This window comes from Paludibacterium flexuosum, assembly GCF_037076605.1.
Lineage (GTDB): Bacteria > Pseudomonadota > Gammaproteobacteria > Burkholderiales > Chromobacteriaceae > Paludibacterium.
The window spans coordinates 3,536,622-3,553,537 of the sequence record NZ_AP029060.1 but is presented as its reverse complement, the minus strand read 5'-3'; the positions used below and the strand labels follow the sequence as shown (position 1 = coordinate 3,553,537).

Below are 16,916 nucleotides of genomic sequence, written 5' to 3'. Positions count from 1 at the left end.
TTTTATTCATCAGAAACTGAATAAGGCAAGGACTGAATTTCGATTTTTTGTGACAGCGCCTTATCGAGATAAATTCCCTCGTCAATTGTCGACAACTGAATAACGGCCAGTGCAAGGCTAAATCCAGGCTGCTCCCGCGCCACATTGACAATCGCCCCAACCGACTGATCCCCCATGCTTTGACAATATAAAGGGGCGCCGGAGACTGCCTCGCCGGGCAGGCGGATTTTCAGCATGCGGCGTTTGATTTTGCCAAGATATCGCGTACGGGCAATGATCTCCTGCCCGGGGTAGCAGCCTTTGGTAAAACTGATCGCATCGATCAGGTCCAGATTGACCATTTGCCCGACAAACTCATCCTGAACAGCCAGGGAAATCCAGGGCACCCCGGCCGCAATATCCAGCAGAGACCAGACCTCAGGTTCAACCGGCAGCCCGGCCTGCGGCAATACCACACCACCTTGCGCCGGAGACAACAGCAACAGGGCGCCATGACGCAAACGCAGCAGCATCGTTCCAGGCACAGCAGCAGTCAATTGCAGAGGAGATTCCGGAATCACATGCCCTTGCTGACTCAGCCAAGATTCCGCATCGGCACCATTCAACCCGCTCAGCACCCAGTCATCACAAATGGTCAATTTGACTTTCGAGCGCAGGATAAACATCGCCAATCTTCTTGCTATCGTTTCAGCCAAATCTGACGCAACAAGAAGATAATAATCTTCGCCAAATTGCCATAACAAAAAAGAGGCCAACAGACGTCCCTTGGCCGAGGAATAACCGGTATATTGAGCGTTACTACCATTGAGCAAACGGACATCATTGCTCAACTGCCCCTGCAGAAAACTCCCCGCCTCTTCACCCGTTACCCTGAGCAAGCGAAACTGACTCAGCGAACAAACCACGGAGGATTGCTGCAGGGCGGCCAACTGTGCCGGATAATCGGAAAAGACCATTTCAGCATCATGGCTTAGTGCACCAGATAACCCAGATTGCAATTCGCTGCTCATGGCTGGACTCCCTTTAGTTTTAATACTGAATATCCTACCAAAATGCCGACGTCAGCCATAGCAGGATCCTTGGCGCAGAAAAATGTCATTTTCATAATATATTTTAATTCATGGCCTTAGACACAAAGCTAAAATAATATCGCTGCCGACACAAATTATCGTTTGACACACTGCCAATTGGCCAGTATAGTTCTGCCTCACGATTCCCTGATAGCTCAGTTGGTAGAGCGACGGACTGTTAATCCGCAGGTCGCAGGTTCGAGCCCTGCTCGGGGAGCCAAATTCAAAAACCCCAGTCATGAATGACTGGGGTTTTGCATTTCTGACCGACAAAAAATGACAGAACGACCGCAACACGGCCTGAATTTTCAACAAATACGTCAGACAGACATTTAGACCACCAAACCAGCGACAACAGGCCCCGGCCGCCTTAGGCTTTCTTGACCACACCCCGGCTGCTGGCTAAGCTTCGGGCTTCTGCGCACCCACCCACATCTCACATCACCATGATCACACTCACGCTCAAACCCGGCCGGGAAAAATCCCTGCTCAATCGCCACCCATGGGTTTTTTCCGGTGCCATTGATCGCATGGACAGCCAGCCGACAAGCGGTGAAACCGTCCTTCTACGGGCACACGACGGTCGCTTTCTGGGCTACGCCGCCTTCAGCCCGGCCTCTCAAATCCGTGCCCGGGTATGGAGCGTCAACGAACAAGCGGTGATCGACGAGGCCTTTTTACACCGCCGGCTACAGCAAGCCATCGCCGCCCGACCCGCCATTCGCCACGATGCCGGGCAGCGCCTGGTCCATGGCGAGTCCGATGGCCTGCCGGGACTGGTGGTCGATCAATACGGTCCGGTTCTGGTCCTGCAAGCCCTGTCAGCCGGCATTGAGCGCTTCAAACCGGCACTGGTCGAATCACTGCGACAACTGACAGACTGCCAGTGCATCTATGAACGCTCGGATGTGGACGTACGCACCCTGGAAGGCCTGCCGCCTCAGGCTGGCGTCTTGTGGGGCCAGCTGCCGGCCGGGGTACTGAATATTGAAGAGTACGGTCTGCGCATGCAGGTGGATGTGGTCAACGGCCAGAAAACCGGCTTCTATCTCGACCAGCGGGAAAACCGCCGCCGCATCGGCGAACTGGCGCGTGACCGCGACATGCTCAATTGCTTCTGCTTCAGCGGCGGCTTCTCGCTCGCCGCCTTGCGCGGCGGGGCCAGGCACGTCGTCTCGGTAGACTCTTCGGCGGAAGCCCTGCAGCAGGCCGAACGCAACCTGCAACTCAACGGACTGGACCCGGCACGCGCCGACTGGGTAGAGGCCGACGCCTTCAAATACCTGCGTCTGCTGCGCGACCAGGGCCGCAGCTTTGACCTGATCATTCTCGACCCTCCCAAGTTTGCACCGACGGCACAGCACGTGGAAAAGGCTGCCCGCGCCTACAAGGATATCAACCTGCTCGGCCTGAAATTGCTGCGCCCGGGCGGCCTGCTGGCCACCTTCACCTGCTCGGGCGGCGTCAGCGCCGACCTGCTGCAGAAGATCGTCGCCTCGGCGGCGGTCGACGCCCGCTGTGACGCCAGCATTGTCGAGCGCTTCACGGCCGCCCCCGACCACCCGGTCGCCCTGTCCTTCCCGGAAGGCGACTACCTGAAAGGCCTGCTGGTTCGCAAGGCCGGTGCCTGATGATCCCCCTGCGCCGGGCCGTCGCCGTACGGTCCGGCGTCACGCCTGTCAGAAAATCGCTTCTGACGCGACTAACCTACAGACAACTTGCTGCCGCACATTCATCCATGCTACACAGGGATTTTTCCCCTGGAGACAGCATGACCGTCCATGCCGAGGAGCTGGAGCCACATCGCCAGGGTTTGCTGCGCTACGCACTGTTTCGCCTGCGAGACGAAGATGCCGCCCACGATCTGGTACAGGAGACATTTGTCGCCGCGCTGGAAAAACCGGACAGCTTCGCCGGCAACTCGGCGCTGGCCACCTGGCTGACCGGCATCCTCAAGCACAAGTTGCTGGATGCTCAACGCCGGCAAGGTCGCGAGTTGACGCTCACCCCTGATGAAGAGGAAGACCTGTCTGATCTGGCAACCCTGTTCGACCATACCGGACACTGGGGATCGGATGGACCAAGACGTTGGCAAAAGCCTGAAAGCAATCTGGAAGACCAGCAGTTCTGGCAAGTCTTCCGCGAGTGCAGCCAGCGCATGCCACCCCGCAGCGCCCTGGTCTTCACCCTGCGCGAGGTTCAGGACATGGAGATCGGCGAAATCTGCCAGCAACTGGAGATCACCGCGTCTCACTGCTCGGTACTGCTATACCGGGCACGCATGAGCCTGCGCTTATGCCTTGAGAAGAACTGGTTTGGAGAAACATCATGCGATTGACTTGCCAACAGGTGTCACGACTGCTGTCGCAGGCTCAGGATCAACCTCTGTCATTGGGTGAACACATCAAGCTGCGGCTGCACCTGAGCGTTTGCGATGCCTGCAGCAACTTCCGCCGGAGCCTCGGCTTCATCCGCCAGGCCGCCCGACGCACGCCCCCGCAGCCATAAATAGCGCGCAGAGAAGATGCCGCCCATACGACAAAGCCCGGTTACTCGATGAGTAACCGGGCTTTGAACTTGGAGGCGGGGGTCGGAATCGAACCGGCGTACACGGCTTTGCAGGCCGCTGCATAACCACTCTGCCACCCCGCCATGAGGTGTTGATCGCAATGCGATCCAGTCTGGAGCGGGAAACGAGGCTCGAACTCGCGACCTCAACCTTGGCAAGGTTGCGCTCTACCAACTGAGCTATTCCCGCGTAAAACTGTTTGTGTGTCGCTGGAGCGGGAAACGAGGCTCGAACTCGCGACCTCAACCTTGGCAAGGTTGCGCTCTACCAACTGAGCTATTCCCGCATACGGCACAACATTAAATTTTGGAGCGGGAAACGAGGCTCGAACTCGCGACCTCAACCTTGGCAAGGTTGCGCTCTACCAACTGAGCTATTCCCGCGTCGCTAAAAACTTTACCGGGGTGTTGGAGCGGGAAACGAGGCTCGAACTCGCGACCTCAACCTTGGCAAGGTTGCGCTCTACCAACTGAGCTATTCCCGCACTCCGGATTTCTTCCCGAAGCTTGCTTCGAGAGACTGCGAATTATAAAGATTAATCCGCTTCTGTCAACCGATTACAGATCAATTTTTTTACCTGAAAATTCACCGGCGGCCATTCGGAGGTAATAAACCATTGACCACAAAGTCAAAATGACGGCGACAACCATGCAAATATTTCCCAGCAGCAATGTGTCAAACCCCGGGATCACCGGACCTGCGTACAGCAGCAGCAGAATCGCCACCATCTGCGCGGTCGTCTTGAGCTTGCCGATATAGGCCACGGCAACGCTCTTGCGGCTGCCCATTTCCGCCATCCATTCGCGCAAGGCGGAAATGGCGATCTCCCGCCCGATAATGATCATCGCCATCCAGCCCGGGGTGCGATTGAGCTCGACCAGCAGGATCAGCGCCGCGGCGACGATCAGTTTATCGGCCACCGGATCCAGGAACGCACCGAATGCCGAGGTCTGCTTGAGGCGGCGGGCCAGATAGCCATCCAGCCAGTCGGTGATCGCAGCCAGGGCAAAGATCAGCGCGCCGACGATGTTGCGCATGTCGAAATTCAGCACCGTATCGGGCAGAAAAAAGACCGCGACGCAAATCGGAATCAAGGCGACCCGAATCCAGGTCAGTAATATCGGCAAATTGAACGGCATCGCACTGCTTCTTGTAATTTGCACTGCCAGGGCTAGTGCAAGGCGTTATAAATTTGTTCGGCCAGCGTCCGGCTGATTCCCTCGACCTGGGCCAGATCATCCTGACTGGCTGCCACCACCCCGCGCAATCCGCCAAAACGCATCAGCAGCCGCTGACGCCGTTTGGCCCCGACCCCCGGGATCTCTTCCAGGCTGGAGGCGATGCGTGCCTTGGCCCGTCGCGCACGGTGACCGGTGATGGCAAAGCGGTGAGATTCGTCACGGATGGTCTGAATCAAATGCAAGGCCGGATGGTCATGCGGCAATTGTACCGTTTTTTGCAAGTAGGGAAGGATCAGTGTTTCCAGACCCGGTTTGCGCTCCTCGCCCTTGGCCACCCCGACAATCGGCACATCAAAGCCCAGTTCGGCAAAAACCTCCAGCGCCACCCCCACCTGCCCTTTGCCGCCATCGATCAGCACCAGATCCGGGCGTTTGCCCTCACCGGCCATCACTTTGCCATAACGACGTGACAGAACTTCGCGCATGGCACCGTAATCATCCCCGCCCTTGGCGGTTTCGATATTAAAACGGCGATATTCCGAGGGCTGCATGTCCGTCTGGTCATACACCACGCAGGAAGCCACGGTGGCTTCACCCTGAGTATGGCTGATATCAAAGCACTCGATCCGCTCAACGCCTTCCAGCGACAACACTTGATTGAGCTGCGCCAGACGGTGCGCTTGATTGGCGTGACTGGCCAGTTTCTGCAGGATGGCCAGATCGGCATTTTTCTCTGCCATTTCCAGCCAGACACGGCGCTCGCCGATCGGGTTGTGTACCAGGGCCAGCCGGCGCTCGGCCTGCTCCTCCAGCCGTTCGCGCAGGGCGGCGGAAATCTCGCCATTGGTGACAATCAATGGCGGCAAGGGGGCACCGAGATAATGCTGCGCCAGAAAGGCCTCACGCACCGCGTCGAGATCCGCGCCCTCGTCATTGCTCGGGAACAGGCTCTTGTCGCCCAGATGGCGCCCACCGCGAATCATCACCAGATTGACGCAATACACGCCCTCGCGCGCCACCACCGCCACCACATCGGCGTCATGCTGGGCCGCATTGCTGGAAACGAATTGCTTCTCGCGCATGGTCGACAGCGCCTGAATCTGGTCGCGCAGCTCGGCCGCCTGTTCGAAGGCCATCTGTTCCGCCGCGGCCATCATGCGCTCGGTCAGGCGATCCGTCAGATCCGAGTCCCGTCCCTGCAGGAAGGCCACAGCGCTGGCAACATCGGCGGCATAGCCCTCCTGATCGATATGCGCCACGCAAGGCGCCGAGCAGCGCTTGATCTGATACAGCAGACAGGGCCGCGAGCGATTGGTGAAAACGGCATCCTCACAAGTACGCAGGCGAAAAACCTTCTGCAGCATCTGAATGCTCTCGCGCACGGCATAACTGTTGGGAAAGGGGCCGAAATACTGATGCGGCCGCTTTGGCTCGCCGCGGTAATAACGGATCTGCGGAAAGGCATGCGCCGTCAGCATCAGATAGGGATAGGACTTGTCGTCGCGGAACAGGATGTTGTAGCGCGGCGTCAGGGCCTTGATCAGATTGTTTTCCAGAATCAGCGCTTCGGCCTCGGAGCGCGTCACGGTGGTCTCGATGGCCGCAATCTGGCGCACCATCAGCTGGATGCGCGGCGACAGATCGCTTTTCTGGAAATAGGAACTGACCCGACGCTTCAGGTCGACGGCCTTGCCGACATACAGCACTTTGCCCTGGGCATCCAGCATGCGATAGACACCGGGCAACTGAGGCAGATTGGCCAGAATCGGTTTAGGGTCAAACGGGGGTGTTTTGCTCATGGCTTCCATGCTTGCGACTCGCGGTCCGGCCGCGCCCAGCGCTCATTCTATCAAGCATTTCAACCCGCTTGGCGTATGCTGCAAAAGCGGCTTGCCAACACAGGGTTTTGCATCCATAACCCTTGTACCTGTATAATGCTCATTTGCCGCAAAGGAAACGCCAGATGCGTATCATCGAGAAAGCCTATACTTTCGACGACGTTCTCCTCGTCCCCGCGCACTCCGCAGTACTGCCTCGCGACGTACAACTCTCCACCAAACTGTCCCGCAACATTCAGCTGAATCTGCCATTGCTGTCCGCAGCCATGGACACGGTGACCGAATCCCGCCTGGCGATCGCCATGGCCCAGGAAGGCGGCATCGGCATTCTGCACAAGAACATGACTGCGGAAAAACAGGCGCTGGAAGTCTCCAAGGTGAAACGCCACGAAAGCGGCGTCGTCAAAGACCCGATCACCATCGCCCCGGACATGCTGGTGCGCGATCTGGTGCTGCTGACCCGCCAACACAAGATTTCCGGCCTGCCGGTCATCGAGAACGGCAAGGTCGTCGGGATTGTCACCAACCGTGACCTGCGTTTCGAAACCCGTCTGGATCAGACGGTCGGTTCGATCATGACCCCGCGCGAGCGCCTGGTGACCGTCAAGGAAGGCGCCAGCATCGACGAGGCACGTGAGCTGATGCACCACCACCGCCTCGAGCGCGTGCTGGTGGTCAACGATGCCTTTGAGCTCAAGGGCCTGATCACCGTCAAGGACATCATCAAGACCAGCGAACACCCGTTCGCCTGCAAGGACAGCCAGGGCAGCCTGCGCGTCGGCGCCGCCGTCGGCGTCGGTGCCGGCACCGACGAGCGTGTCGAACTGCTGGTTGCCGCCGGCGTGGACGTGGTGGTAGTGGATACCGCCCACGGTCACAGCCAGGGCGTGATCGAGCGCGTACAGTGGGTCAAGAAGAACTTCCCGCACGTGGACGTCATCGGCGGCAACATCGCCACCGCCGCTGCCGCCAAGGCACTGGCCGACGTGGGCGCCGATGCGGTCAAGGTCGGTATCGGTCCGGGCTCCATCTGCACCACCCGTATTGTCGCCGGTGTCGGCGTACCGCAACTGACGGCCATCCACAACGTCTCCGAAGCCCTGCGTGGCACCGGCATCCCGATGATCGCCGACGGCGGCATCCGCTTCTCCGGCGACATCGCCAAGGCGCTGGCAGCCGGCGCCAACTGCGTGATGCTGGGCGGCATGTTTGCCGGTACCGAAGAGGCGCCGGGCGAAGTCGAGCTGTATCAGGGCCGCTCCTACAAGTCCTACCGTGGCATGGGCTCGCTGGGCGCCATGACCCAGGGCTCGGCAGACCGCTACTTCCAGGACAACGAAGCCAACACCGACAAGTTCGTCCCGGAAGGCATCGAAGGTCGCGTTCCTTACAAGGGTCCGATTGCTCAGGTCATCCACCAGCTGATGGGTGGTCTGCGCTCCTCGATGGGCTATCTGGGTTGCAACAGCATCGACGAGATGCACCAGAAAGCCGGCTTCGTCGAAATCACCTCGGCCGGCATGCGTGAATCGCACGTGCACGATGTGCAGATCACCAAGGAAGCGCCGAACTACCACGTCGACCGCTGATACCCGCCGTCCTGACAACAAAACGCCGCGAATCACTTCGCGGCGTTTTTTTATCGACCCGTCACGGGGAGGTCTCAGACAGGCATCAACAAGCGTTCCAGCATCTCGGCCTGGCTCTGCGCCTCCGGCGACCAGCTCACCCCCTGCAACAGAATGGTCTGTTGCAGCGTGCTGTCACCGGCATCGAACAGCTGCAGCGCCGTACCCTCGGTACCTGCTACCAGCACCGTATCCATGCCTTGCGGCAGATAGAGGTGATCGATACCCAATTCAAAATCGGTAATCGTATCGGTCCCGCCCAGCTCCTCGCGGTGCCAGAAGAACTCATCACGGCCCTCGCCACCGGTCATGAGATCCTCACCCGCCCCACCGGCAATACGATCATCACCACGCCCGCCCAGCAGCACATCATTGCCGTCGCGCCCCTCCAGTGAGTCATGGCCATCGCTGCCGTCGATGCGATCGTTACCGGCGGCACCATCCATGATCTCGCCGTAACGCCCCCCCTGCATTACGTCATCCTGATCGCTGCCATCGATAAACAGCGGCGGCACAAGCAGGGTGGTGCCATCTTCCACTTGAACGGCCGAAGTCGTGGACGACCAAACATTATGCTTTTGCATGGATTCGCTCCTATAAGATGAAAAGTGTGAACGCCTGCCATCCGGCATCCACGCTCTGAGAGCGACCCTGCGGGCGGAAATTTCCGCCTTGGCACGGCTTCAGTACCGACCGACGCAACCTGACTCCCTCGCCGTCAGCATCGCTACCGCAAGGGAATCCACAAATCCGTCTGCAACGCCATCGGCGCTGTCGTGCGCGGGTTGTTCAAATACTCCTCAATACAAGGCAAGTCGGCCGGCTCCTCGCCACTTTGCGGCAACCACTCGCGATACAGGCTGCGCCAGCTGCGGGTCAACTCATTGTACGGACCGGTGTGGCGGGTCGCTGCGAAACGGCCTGCTGGCAAGCGCCACAACACCAAGCCCTCCGGCGCGGGCCGATCCGCAGGCCAGCTCATGGCGGCTGCCGAGCGCAGGCGTTCGACCGGCACGCTGTCCGGATCGTCGTCATAGAGGCCGAATACGCGTGGCGACTCACCCGAACCACAGCCCGGCATGCCGCGCAGCATCAAATCATCAAAAGCCTCGCCAATGCGCATGTAATCGCCCTGATGCGGGCGCAACAGCAAGGTCATAGGATGGTCGAGCGTCACGATTCGAACAGTCTGCATAAACGTCTCCAGATCGAAGCGGGGGGCACGCCGGACTCCGGCGCGATAGCGGCCGGGCGACATGCCATAATGCCGGGCAAAACGCCGCACAAAGGCAGCCGGACTGCCATATCCTGCCTGTCTGGCCACCTGCTGCAGCGACAGATCGGCATGCGACAGCTGGCGCGCTGCCCGCAACAGCCTGGCACGCTGCACCGTATCAAACACGGTTTCCCCCATCAGTCCGCGATAAATACGGTGAAAATGACAGGGCGAGAAACAGGCCACCTCGGCCAGACGCTCGAGCGACACATCCTGATCCAGATTCGCCCACAGGAAACGCAAGGCCAGGCGCAATCGGGCCAGGTAGCGGAGATCTGTGTCATGACGACGGTAGCCAGTTTTCATGTTCACAGCCTAGCGGATCCTCATTGATCGTTTTTGCGCAAATGCACAGCCAGCCTGCGAGCTGGCTGATGTCGTTATAATCAGCGAAAACCATGACGAATGACCAAACATAATGCACACAACATGCCGTACCGAATCCTTGCTGCTGCGCCAGCACCGTTATCACATCCGCCACTGGGGCGATGAGGGAGCACCGAAACTGTTCATGCTGCACGGCTGGATGGACTGTGCGGCCACCTTCGAATTTCTGGTCGCAGCCCTGCAGCAATCCTGGCACGTGATTGCCCCCGACTGGCGCGGTTTTGGTGATAGTGAATGGAATCGCGACCATTACCACCCGGCCGATTACCAGGGTGATCTGGATGCCCTGCTGAGCCATTACAGCCCCGACGAACCGGCGCGCCTGGTCGGCCACAGCATGGGGGCCATGATCAGCGGCCTGTATGCCGGCATTCGCCCGGAAAGGGTCAGGGCGCTGGCGCTGGTCGAGGGGTTCGGTCTGCCGGACAGCAAGCCGGATGAGGCGCCGGGTCGCTATGCGCGCTGGCTGAAGGAGCTGCGTCAGCCACCGACCTTCCCGCCGCTGCCTTCGCTGGCGCAGGTGGCCGACAAACTGATCGAGCGCAACCGGCGACTGAGCCGGGAACGCGCCGACTGGCTGGCCGCCCAGCTGACCCGCCCGCTGCCTGACAACGAGCAGTGGACCTACCGCGCCGATCCGCGCCACAAAATGGTCAACCCGGTGCTCTATCGGCTGCGCGAAGCCCAGGCTTGCTGGCGCCGCATCACGGCACCCGTCCTGTGGGTCATGGGGGGCGATATGTGGGATCACCCGATGGCCAAAGGCGTATTTGATACGCTGGACCAGCGTCGAGGCTGCTTTGCCAATCTGCGCGAGGAAACCGTGGCCGATGCCGGCCACATGATCCAGTGGGAGCAACCCGAGGCACTGGCTCGGGTATTGGAAGATTTCTTCAGTCCGGGCAGCGCGGACGCAGACTGAAGCGCACATCGCGGCCGACCAGGCGTACGTCATCGATGGTGACGCGCTGCTTGTCGGCCAGGTCTTGCAGTGCCGGCCAGGCAAACAGGCCGCGGGCCGCATCCCCGGCCAGGGCCGGCGCCAGATACAGCACGATCTCATCCACCAGTCCGGCCCGCAGCAAGGCGCCATTCAGCCCGGCACCCGCCTCGACCATCAGATGATTGATACCGCGCTGCGCCAGCACACTCAGCAGCACGGTCAGATCGGCGCGCCCCTCCCGGGCAGGCACGCTCAGCAGCTCGACCCCGGGCAGCTGAAAACGCGCCCGCTTTGCCGCATCCGACTCACACGTCGCCAGCCAGGTCGGCAAACCCTGATAAATCCGGCTCTCCGGTGCCGTCACCAGCGCACTGTCCAGCACCACGCGTTGCGGCTGAGCGGCCTGGGCGATGTCGCGCACGGTCAGTTGCGGGTCATCTGCCAGCACCGTGCCACTGCCGGTGAGAATGCCATCATGGAAGGCGCGCAGCCGCTGCACATCCTGGCGCGCCTCCGGGCCGGTAATCCATTGGCTCTTGCCATTGAGCAAGGCGGTCTTGCCATCCAGCGTGGCCGCCGCCTTGAGGGTCACCCAAGGCCGCTGGCGCGACACACGCGACAAAAAACCGCGATGCACCCGCCGCGCCTCGGCCTCCAGCAAGCCGGACTGAGCGGGAATCCCTGCTGCCTGCAGCATGGCCAGCCCGCGGCCGGAGACTTCGTGATAGGGATCGACCATGGCCGCGACCACCCGCGCCAGGCCGTGGCGAATCAGGGCCTCGGCACAAGGCGGGGTACGACCGTAATGACTGCAGGGCTCCAGCGTGACGTAGGCCGTGGCCCCGGCCGGCGACTCGCCGCGCGCCGCACAGTCCTTCAGTGCCTGTACCTCGGCATGATCACTGCCGGCCTGCAAGGTGGCACCGCTGCCAATGATGCGGCCATCACGCACCAGCACGCAGCCCACCCCGGGGTTGGGCGCCGCACGGCGCGTGGCCGCCTCGGCAAGACGCAGCGCCTGCTGCATGAAGACATGATCATCGGCAGTGAACATAGATGGTATTCCGTGAAAACTCAGGACGCCTGCCGCGCACGCCATTGCGGCAGCAGCAGACCATAGATGGCATGGTCAAGGACACGTTCTCCCACCCATTCGCGACCATGCAGAATCCCCTCGAGCGTGAAGCCGAGATGCTCCGGCAAGGCGCGGCTCGGCAGGTTATCCACAGAGCAGGCAATCTGGATCCGATAGAGATTGAGATGGGTAAAGCCATAGTCGATCAGCGTCTGGCAGGCTCGCCGCATGATGCCGCGCCCCTGCCAGGCCGTACCGAGCCAATAGCCGATTTCGCTGCGGCGCATGGCGGGCTCCAGTGCAAAGAAACACAGCACCCCGGCCGGAAAACCATCCACACAGAGCAGCAGATTGAGAAAACGACCATCGCGATTGCCATCGCGGGAAAAGCGGATATAGCTCAGGCTGTCGGTCACATCGCGCATTTGCGCCAGCCAGGGCATCCACGGCGCCAGCAGTGCGCGGTTGTCGTTGATCAAGGCCAGCAAGGCCTCGGCATCGCTCTCTTCCGGCTCGCGCAGGACGATGCCGTCACCGACCGACAGCATCATCCCTGGCGACTGGACTTCTGCACTTCCTGGATGGCCTCGCTGAACTCGGCGACATCCTCGAAACTGCGGTAGACAGAAGCGAAGCGCACATAAGCCACCTTGTCCATGCGCGCCAGTTCGTTCATCACCATCTCGCCGATCTGGCGCGAGCTCACTTCGCGCTCGCCCAGCTGCAGCAGACGGTGGCTGATACGGTCGATGGCCTCATCCACCAGGGTGGTGGATACCGGACGCTTGTGCAGGGCACGCATGAAACTGGTACGCACGCGTTCCGGATCGAACTCGGCACGATGCCCGCCGGTCTTGACCACCTGCGGCATGCGCACATCGGCCGTTTCAAAGGTGGTAAAGCGCTTTTCGCACTTCAGGCAACGACGTCGGCGACGGATGCTGGTGCCGTCCTCATTGACACGCGAGTCAATCACCTGGGTATCGGCATGGCCGCAAAACGGGCATTTCATGGCTTTAAACCCCTGTTGACAGTCCGGAAAATGCGATCTTAACAGCAATAATATGCCAAGTTAATGATTTCGCCATCAAAATCGCAAAATGTGTCGCAATTAGTGCGGTCTGACGGAACATCTTGGGTCATGCCCCATGGGCACAAAAGAAAAACGCCACGACCTGCGTGGCGTTCTTTCCAGGACAACAAACCGCCGCTTACTTGCGGCCGTAAACCGGGAAGCGTTGGCACATGGCCTTGACCGCTTCGGCCACATTGGCCAGCACGGCCTCATCCTGCGGCGCTTCCAGCACATCGGCAATCAGATTGGCCAGTTCACGGGCTTCCTGATCACCAAAGCCGCGCGTGGTCATCGCCGGCGTACCGATACGGATACCGGAAGTCACAAAGGGCTTTTCCGGATCATTCGGAATAGCATTCTTGTTCACGGTGATATGGGCGCGACCCAGAGCGGCTTCGGCATCCTTGCCGGTAATCTTCTTGGCACGCAGATCCAGCAGGAACACATGGCTCTCGGTCTTGCCGGAGACAATGCGCAGACCACGCTCGATCAGGGTTTCGGCCATGATCTGGGCGTTCTTCTTCACCTGCTGCTGATAGGCCTTGAACTCCGGGCTGGCGGCTTCCTTGAACGCCACGGCCTTGGCTGCGATCACATGCATCAGCGGACCACCCTGCAGGCAGGGGAAGATCGCCGAATTAAGGATCTTCTCGTGTTCGGCACGCGACAGGATGACCCCGCCACGCGGCCCGCGCAGGGTCTTGTGGGTGGTGGTGGTCACGAAGTCTGCATACGGCACCGGGTTCGGATATTCACCGGCGGCAACCAGGCCGGCGTAGTGGGCCATATCGACGAACAGATAGGCACCGACGGCGTCGGCAATCTGACGCATCCGGGCCCAGTCGATCTTCAGCGCATAGGCCGAGGCACCGGCAACAATCATCTTCGGCTTGTGCTCGCGGGCCAGTTGCTCGACTTCTTCATAATTGAGCACTTCATTGGCATCGAGACCGTAGGTAATGGCGTTGTACAGCTTGCCCGAGATATTCACCGAGGCACCGTGGGTCAGGTGACCGCCGTGCGCCAGGCTCATGCCTAGAATGGTATCGCCCGGTTTCAGCACCGACACGTAAACCGCCTGATTGGCCTGCGAACCGGAATGCGGCTGAACGTTGGCATACTCGGCGCCGAACAGTGCCTTCAGGCGCTCGATGGCCAGCGCCTCCACCTTGTCGACATGCTCGCAACCACCGTAATAACGCTTGCCGGGATAACCCTCTGCGTACTTGTTGGTCAACACCGAACCCTGCGCTTCCATTACGGCCGGACTCACATAGTTCTCGGAAGCAATCAGCTCCACATGGTCTTCTTGACGGCGGTATTCGTCCTCCATGGCGGCGGACAGTTCCGGGTCATACTTGGCAATCGTCAGATCGGCTGCAAACATCTTGGCACATCCCATAAGGTGGGTTAACGATAACGGCGATTTTACATGATTTACCCACTACTGCGTCATGTCATTCCACGCATTTATTCAGGCAAAAAACGCATACAAATCAAGCACGGGCGGGCAAAACGATCTCTTCAATTCGAACCATTTCCACCTGACACTCATGCAGCAGCGCCAGCACGTCCTGTTCGATGCGTTCGACATGATCCAGCGGGGCCAGGGGCCAGACAAACCGCTCGGCCACGTCCGGCTGGTCGGCCGTGGCGATCGACAGCTGCAACTCTCCGCCCTCATGGGCCGACAAGGTCACCACCGGCTCACGACCCTCGCTGCGCAGCTTGCGCAGCAAGGCGCTGACAAACACCTGCATAGCGACCTCAAGGCGCGCCTGATTGCCGGCCACCATGGCCTGCATCAGCGGAGCAGGGGCACGGAAAATCGGGAACAGGGTCACCCCCTCGGTCTTCAGCGCCTCACCGAGGAACTTCATCATCGCCGTCCCCCAGGCACCGATACGGACTGAATAATCGACCGGCGCGACATGGTCCTCCTCACGGATCGCCACCCCGACCAGATAGCGCAGAAACACCCCCTCCTCCTTGACCGTCACCGCACTGGCCTCCAGCGGCAGCGGCAGCCCCCGCGCAGCATCCGCCAGCTGGCGGTGATAGCGGTAGAGCTGGGCCGGCGAAATGGCCACCACATCGTCCGGATGCAGCAGCTTGCCCGAGAGGAAGACCTCACTGTGTTCGGCAAAGACACCGTGCTGGCGCAGCAGGCCATTCAGACCGTCCACATCGGCAATCCGGTCCGGCAGCGTGGCACGCTGGCGCGAACCCGCGACCAGCACCAGCGGCATGGCAAACACCTCGGCATGCCGCCCCGGCACCTGCTCGACGGCCTGGCGCAGCGCCTGCCACAGCACCTGATATGCCGCCTGCGAAGGCGCCATGTTCAGTGCCACCGAGATCAGCAGCACCTCGTCCCGCGCCAGCAGATCGGCCATGGCGTCGCGCAAGGCCAGCTGCTCCAGCTCCCGGGCCTCCTCCGAGGCCGAGGCGAGCACGGTGCCGGCCATGTGGATCAAACGGTTACTGACACTGGCGGTGGGATACAGACGGGGATCGGGCAAATGCTTGGGCGTCATCATGTCATCCTGCTGCAATGCAAAAGCAGTATTGTCTCACAACAGACAGCGACAAAGACCCCTTGAAAATGGCGGTTATTTTCGTTTTCAAACATAAGGATTAGATAATAAGCGACAGAATTTTACATTTTCCGCGCACTCCCGAACGGCAGGAATTGACACTTCTCGGTGTGCTACGGATAATTCAGCCACGTTGAGATGCAGCAATTGCTTCTTGATAGTTTCTCCTCTATTTCTCCTTTGTAGACTTAGCGCGGACCCAAGGCCCGCGCATTTTTTTGCCTTTTTTCAGGCACTTACCCCAAAAAACGTCATTTCAAAACCCAAGATCATCCTGCAGACACCCCCCTTCGGCGGCCTGACCTTGAGCAAAATGCCAGCCGGCGACGGCCTCTCCTGGCGCCACCTATCACCGGCAAAACAATCGATTGTATACAGTTCGCTTTCTGACAAGTCAGCAACGAACCATGTTCGTCAGTGCGAAAAACGAACATTTTTCACCCCAAGTGGATGTCATACAGATAGCAAAAAGGCATTTTAATGCCAGACCTAATCGGATACAGGCCACGGACAGCCTGATCCGACCGGCAGGGAAGGACGTCAGAGACCTGGCCAGGCCTTGCGCAAGCGGGCCAGTGTGCCATCGGCCTGCATGCGCGCGAGGCCGTCATTGGCCGCTGCCAGCAGGGCATGATCGCCCTTGCGCACCACAAAGGCATAGGCATCCTGCCCAAAGGACGGACGAGAAATCAGCCGCAGGGACGGATCTTCGGCATCGGCACGCCGCAGGGCATGCAAATCGCCAAAGACGGCGTGCACATCGCCAGACTTGAGATCCGCCAGCATGGGGGGCAGACCGGGATAGAGACGCAGGGCGGCAGCCGGCACCCCCAGACGCTGCAACCAGCCGATGGCACTGCTGTCGGCCAGCACGCCGATGGACTCGATGCTGCGCGGATCTGTCCGGCCACCGCGCGCCGGAATCAGCAGCACTTGCGGCTCATAGAAATAGGGACGGGAAAAATCGAAGTGTTGTTGCCGCGCCGGTGTGATCGCCACGGCAGAAACCACCATGTCGACCCGGCCTTCGGTCAGCGCCGGCAACAACATCGGCCAGGCCAAATTCACCAGCTTGACGCTCTTGCCCTGGGTCTTCGCCCAGGCATTGACCACATCAATATCAAAACCGGACAGACGGCCATGATCATCCACCGACTCGAAGGGCGCGTAACTGGCGTTGATGCCGACTCGCACCACCCCGGCAGCCCAGGCAGATGAGAGACCAACCCACAGCAGCAACAGCAAGCTGACGAACCGATTCATTTTTCCTCCTGCTC

16 protein-coding genes and 6 tRNA genes are annotated in these 16,916 nt (G+C 60.0%); 6 read left to right on the top strand and 16 right to left on the bottom strand.

Translation table 11 applies throughout. The annotated features are described in order from the left end of the window. Positions 1-2 precede the first annotated feature (2 nt). Positions 3-1,010 carry a hypothetical protein gene (locus AACH39_RS16810; RefSeq protein ID WP_338620623.1) on the bottom strand — a complete coding sequence of 336 codons (1,008 nt, stop codon included), beginning with the start codon at positions 1,008-1,010 and terminating at the stop codon, positions 3-5. A gap of 204 nt (positions 1,011-1,214) precedes the next feature. Here AACH39_RS16810 and AACH39_RS16805 point away from each other — a divergent pair. The 4 genes from AACH39_RS16805 (at position 1,215) to AACH39_RS16790 (ending at position 3,578) form a co-directional block, all read left to right on the top strand. After that, positions 1,215-1,290, top strand: a tRNA-Asn gene (locus AACH39_RS16805). 226 nt (positions 1,291-1,516) lie between these two features. Further along, on the top strand, positions 1,517-2,701 hold the full coding sequence (locus tag AACH39_RS16800; protein ID WP_215777302.1) for a class I SAM-dependent rRNA methyltransferase: 1,185 nt from the start codon (positions 1,517-1,519) through the stop codon (positions 2,699-2,701). A gap of 140 nt (positions 2,702-2,841) precedes the next feature. Continuing rightward, positions 2,842-3,408, top strand: coding sequence for a sigma-70 family RNA polymerase sigma factor (locus AACH39_RS16795; RefSeq protein WP_338620622.1), 567 nt, complete (start codon positions 2,842-2,844; stop codon positions 3,406-3,408). After that, positions 3,399-3,578, top strand: a complete 180-nt coding sequence (locus tag AACH39_RS16790; protein WP_338620621.1) for a zf-HC2 domain-containing protein — start codon at positions 3,399-3,401, stop codon at positions 3,576-3,578. Before AACH39_RS16795 ends, AACH39_RS16790 begins: the two co-directional genes overlap by 10 nt. A gap of 70 nt (positions 3,579-3,648) precedes the next feature. On the opposite strand, the gene AACH39_RS16785 is transcribed toward AACH39_RS16790, so the two are convergent. From AACH39_RS16785 to uvrC, 7 genes are all read right to left on the bottom strand, one after another. After that, a tRNA-Cys gene (locus AACH39_RS16785) sits at positions 3,649-3,722 on the bottom strand. A 30-nt stretch (positions 3,723-3,752) separates the two neighbouring features. Further along, positions 3,753-3,828, bottom strand: a tRNA-Gly gene (locus AACH39_RS16780). Between the two features lie 21 nt (positions 3,829-3,849). Then, positions 3,850-3,925 (bottom strand) — tRNA-Gly (locus AACH39_RS16775). A 21-nt stretch (positions 3,926-3,946) separates the two neighbouring features. Continuing rightward, a tRNA-Gly gene (locus AACH39_RS16770) sits at positions 3,947-4,022 on the bottom strand. A gap of 25 nt (positions 4,023-4,047) precedes the next feature. Next, positions 4,048-4,123, bottom strand: a tRNA-Gly gene (locus AACH39_RS16765). Positions 4,124-4,196: 73 nt separating this feature from the next. Continuing rightward, on the bottom strand, positions 4,197-4,778 hold the full coding sequence (gene pgsA / locus AACH39_RS16760; protein ID WP_215777309.1) for a CDP-diacylglycerol--glycerol-3-phosphate 3-phosphatidyltransferase: 582 nt from the start codon (positions 4,776-4,778) through the stop codon (positions 4,197-4,199). Positions 4,779-4,810: 32 nt separating this feature from the next. Continuing rightward, positions 4,811-6,619, bottom strand: a complete 1,809-nt coding sequence (gene uvrC, locus AACH39_RS16755; RefSeq protein WP_215777312.1) for an excinuclease ABC subunit UvrC — start codon at positions 6,617-6,619, stop codon at positions 4,811-4,813. Between the two features lie 164 nt (positions 6,620-6,783). Here uvrC and guaB point away from each other — a divergent pair, with 164 nt between their 5' ends. After that, entirely contained in the window at positions 6,784-8,247 is a 1,464-nt protein-coding gene (gene guaB, locus AACH39_RS16750; RefSeq protein WP_215777314.1) for an IMP dehydrogenase, read from the top strand. A 74-nt stretch (positions 8,248-8,321) separates the two neighbouring features. On the opposite strand, the gene AACH39_RS16745 is transcribed toward guaB, so the two are convergent. Next, positions 8,322-8,870 carry a hypothetical protein gene (locus AACH39_RS16745; protein WP_338620619.1) on the bottom strand — a complete coding sequence of 183 codons (549 nt, stop codon included), beginning with the start codon at positions 8,868-8,870 and terminating at the stop codon, positions 8,322-8,324. A gap of 143 nt (positions 8,871-9,013) precedes the next feature. Next, a complete protein-coding gene (locus AACH39_RS16740; RefSeq protein WP_215777318.1) occupies positions 9,014-9,868 on the bottom strand; it encodes an AraC family transcriptional regulator in 855 nt (284 codons plus the stop codon). Between the two features lie 112 nt (positions 9,869-9,980). On the opposite strand from AACH39_RS16740, the gene AACH39_RS16735 reads away from it, so the two are divergent. Next, on the top strand, positions 9,981-10,871 hold the full coding sequence (locus AACH39_RS16735; protein ID WP_215777320.1) for an alpha/beta hydrolase: 891 nt from the start codon (positions 9,981-9,983) through the stop codon (positions 10,869-10,871). Here the strand turns inward: AACH39_RS16735 and ribD are convergent. The 6 genes from ribD to AACH39_RS16705 all read right to left on the bottom strand — a co-directional run bounded on the left by ribD (position 10,843) and on the right by AACH39_RS16705 (position 16,902). Further along, positions 10,843-11,946 (bottom strand): bifunctional diaminohydroxyphosphoribosylaminopyrimidine deaminase/5-amino-6-(5-phosphoribosylamino)uracil reductase RibD, encoded by a 1,104-nt coding sequence (gene ribD, locus AACH39_RS16730; protein WP_338620618.1) that lies wholly within the window; start codon positions 11,944-11,946, stop codon positions 10,843-10,845. The two genes, AACH39_RS16735 and ribD, sit on opposite strands and share 29 nt — an antisense overlap. Before the next feature lie 20 nt (positions 11,947-11,966). Next, the gene (locus tag AACH39_RS16725) at positions 11,967-12,518 is read right to left on the bottom strand and encodes a GNAT family protein (protein WP_338620617.1); all 552 of its coding nucleotides are present in this window, start codon (positions 12,516-12,518) and stop codon (positions 11,967-11,969) included. Next, entirely contained in the window at positions 12,515-12,979 is a 465-nt protein-coding gene (gene nrdR, locus AACH39_RS16720) for a transcriptional regulator NrdR (protein WP_215777327.1), read from the bottom strand. The genes AACH39_RS16725 and nrdR overlap by 4 nt, the downstream gene beginning before the upstream one ends. 199 nt (positions 12,980-13,178) lie before the next feature. Then, on the bottom strand, positions 13,179-14,429 hold the full coding sequence (glyA, locus tag AACH39_RS16715) for a serine hydroxymethyltransferase (protein WP_338620616.1): 1,251 nt from the start codon (positions 14,427-14,429) through the stop codon (positions 13,179-13,181). A 109-nt stretch (positions 14,430-14,538) separates the two neighbouring features. Continuing rightward, a complete protein-coding gene (locus AACH39_RS16710) occupies positions 14,539-15,582 on the bottom strand; it encodes a hypothetical protein (RefSeq protein ID WP_338620615.1) in 1,044 nt (347 codons plus the stop codon). A gap of 597 nt (positions 15,583-16,179) precedes the next feature. Continuing rightward, positions 16,180-16,902 (bottom strand): transporter substrate-binding domain-containing protein, encoded by a 723-nt coding sequence (locus tag AACH39_RS16705; RefSeq protein ID WP_338620614.1) that lies wholly within the window; start codon positions 16,900-16,902, stop codon positions 16,180-16,182. Between the last annotated feature and the right edge of the window lie 14 nt (positions 16,903-16,916).

Coding starts and splice junctions, on each gene's coding strand:
- AACH39_RS16795 (WP_338620622.1), top strand. CDS start 2,842: ATGACCGTCCATGCCGAGGAGCTGGAGCCACATCGCCAGGGTTTGCTG.
- guaB (WP_215777314.1), top strand. CDS start 6,784: ATGCGTATCATCGAGAAAGCCTATACTTTCGACGACGTTCTCCTCGTC.
- ribD (WP_338620618.1), bottom strand. CDS start 11,946: ATGTTCACTGCCGATGATCATGTCTTCATGCAGCAGGCGCTGCGTCTT.
- uvrC (WP_215777312.1), bottom strand. CDS start 6,619: ATGAGCAAAACACCCCCGTTTGACCCTAAACCGATTCTGGCCAATCTG.
- AACH39_RS16745 (WP_338620619.1), bottom strand. CDS start 8,870: ATGCAAAAGCATAATGTTTGGTCGTCCACGACTTCGGCCGTTCAAGTG.
- AACH39_RS16705 (WP_338620614.1), bottom strand. CDS start 16,902: ATGAATCGGTTCGTCAGCTTGCTGTTGCTGCTGTGGGTTGGTCTCTCA.
- AACH39_RS16735 (WP_215777320.1), top strand. CDS start 9,981: ATGCACACAACATGCCGTACCGAATCCTTGCTGCTGCGCCAGCACCGT.
- AACH39_RS16740 (WP_215777318.1), bottom strand. CDS start 9,868: ATGAAAACTGGCTACCGTCGTCATGACACAGATCTCCGCTACCTGGCC.
- AACH39_RS16810 (WP_338620623.1), bottom strand. CDS start 1,010: ATGAGCAGCGAATTGCAATCTGGGTTATCTGGTGCACTAAGCCATGAT.
- AACH39_RS16710 (WP_338620615.1), bottom strand. CDS start 15,582: ATGATGACGCCCAAGCATTTGCCCGATCCCCGTCTGTATCCCACCGCC.
- AACH39_RS16800 (WP_215777302.1), top strand. CDS start 1,517: ATGATCACACTCACGCTCAAACCCGGCCGGGAAAAATCCCTGCTCAAT.
- pgsA (WP_215777309.1), bottom strand. CDS start 4,778: ATGCCGTTCAATTTGCCGATATTACTGACCTGGATTCGGGTCGCCTTG.
- AACH39_RS16725 (WP_338620617.1), bottom strand. CDS start 12,518: ATGATGCTGTCGGTCGGTGACGGCATCGTCCTGCGCGAGCCGGAAGAG.
- AACH39_RS16790 (WP_338620621.1), top strand. CDS start 3,399: ATGCGATTGACTTGCCAACAGGTGTCACGACTGCTGTCGCAGGCTCAG.
- nrdR (WP_215777327.1), bottom strand. CDS start 12,979: ATGAAATGCCCGTTTTGCGGCCATGCCGATACCCAGGTGATTGACTCG.
- glyA (WP_338620616.1), bottom strand. CDS start 14,429: ATGTTTGCAGCCGATCTGACGATTGCCAAGTATGACCCGGAACTGTCC.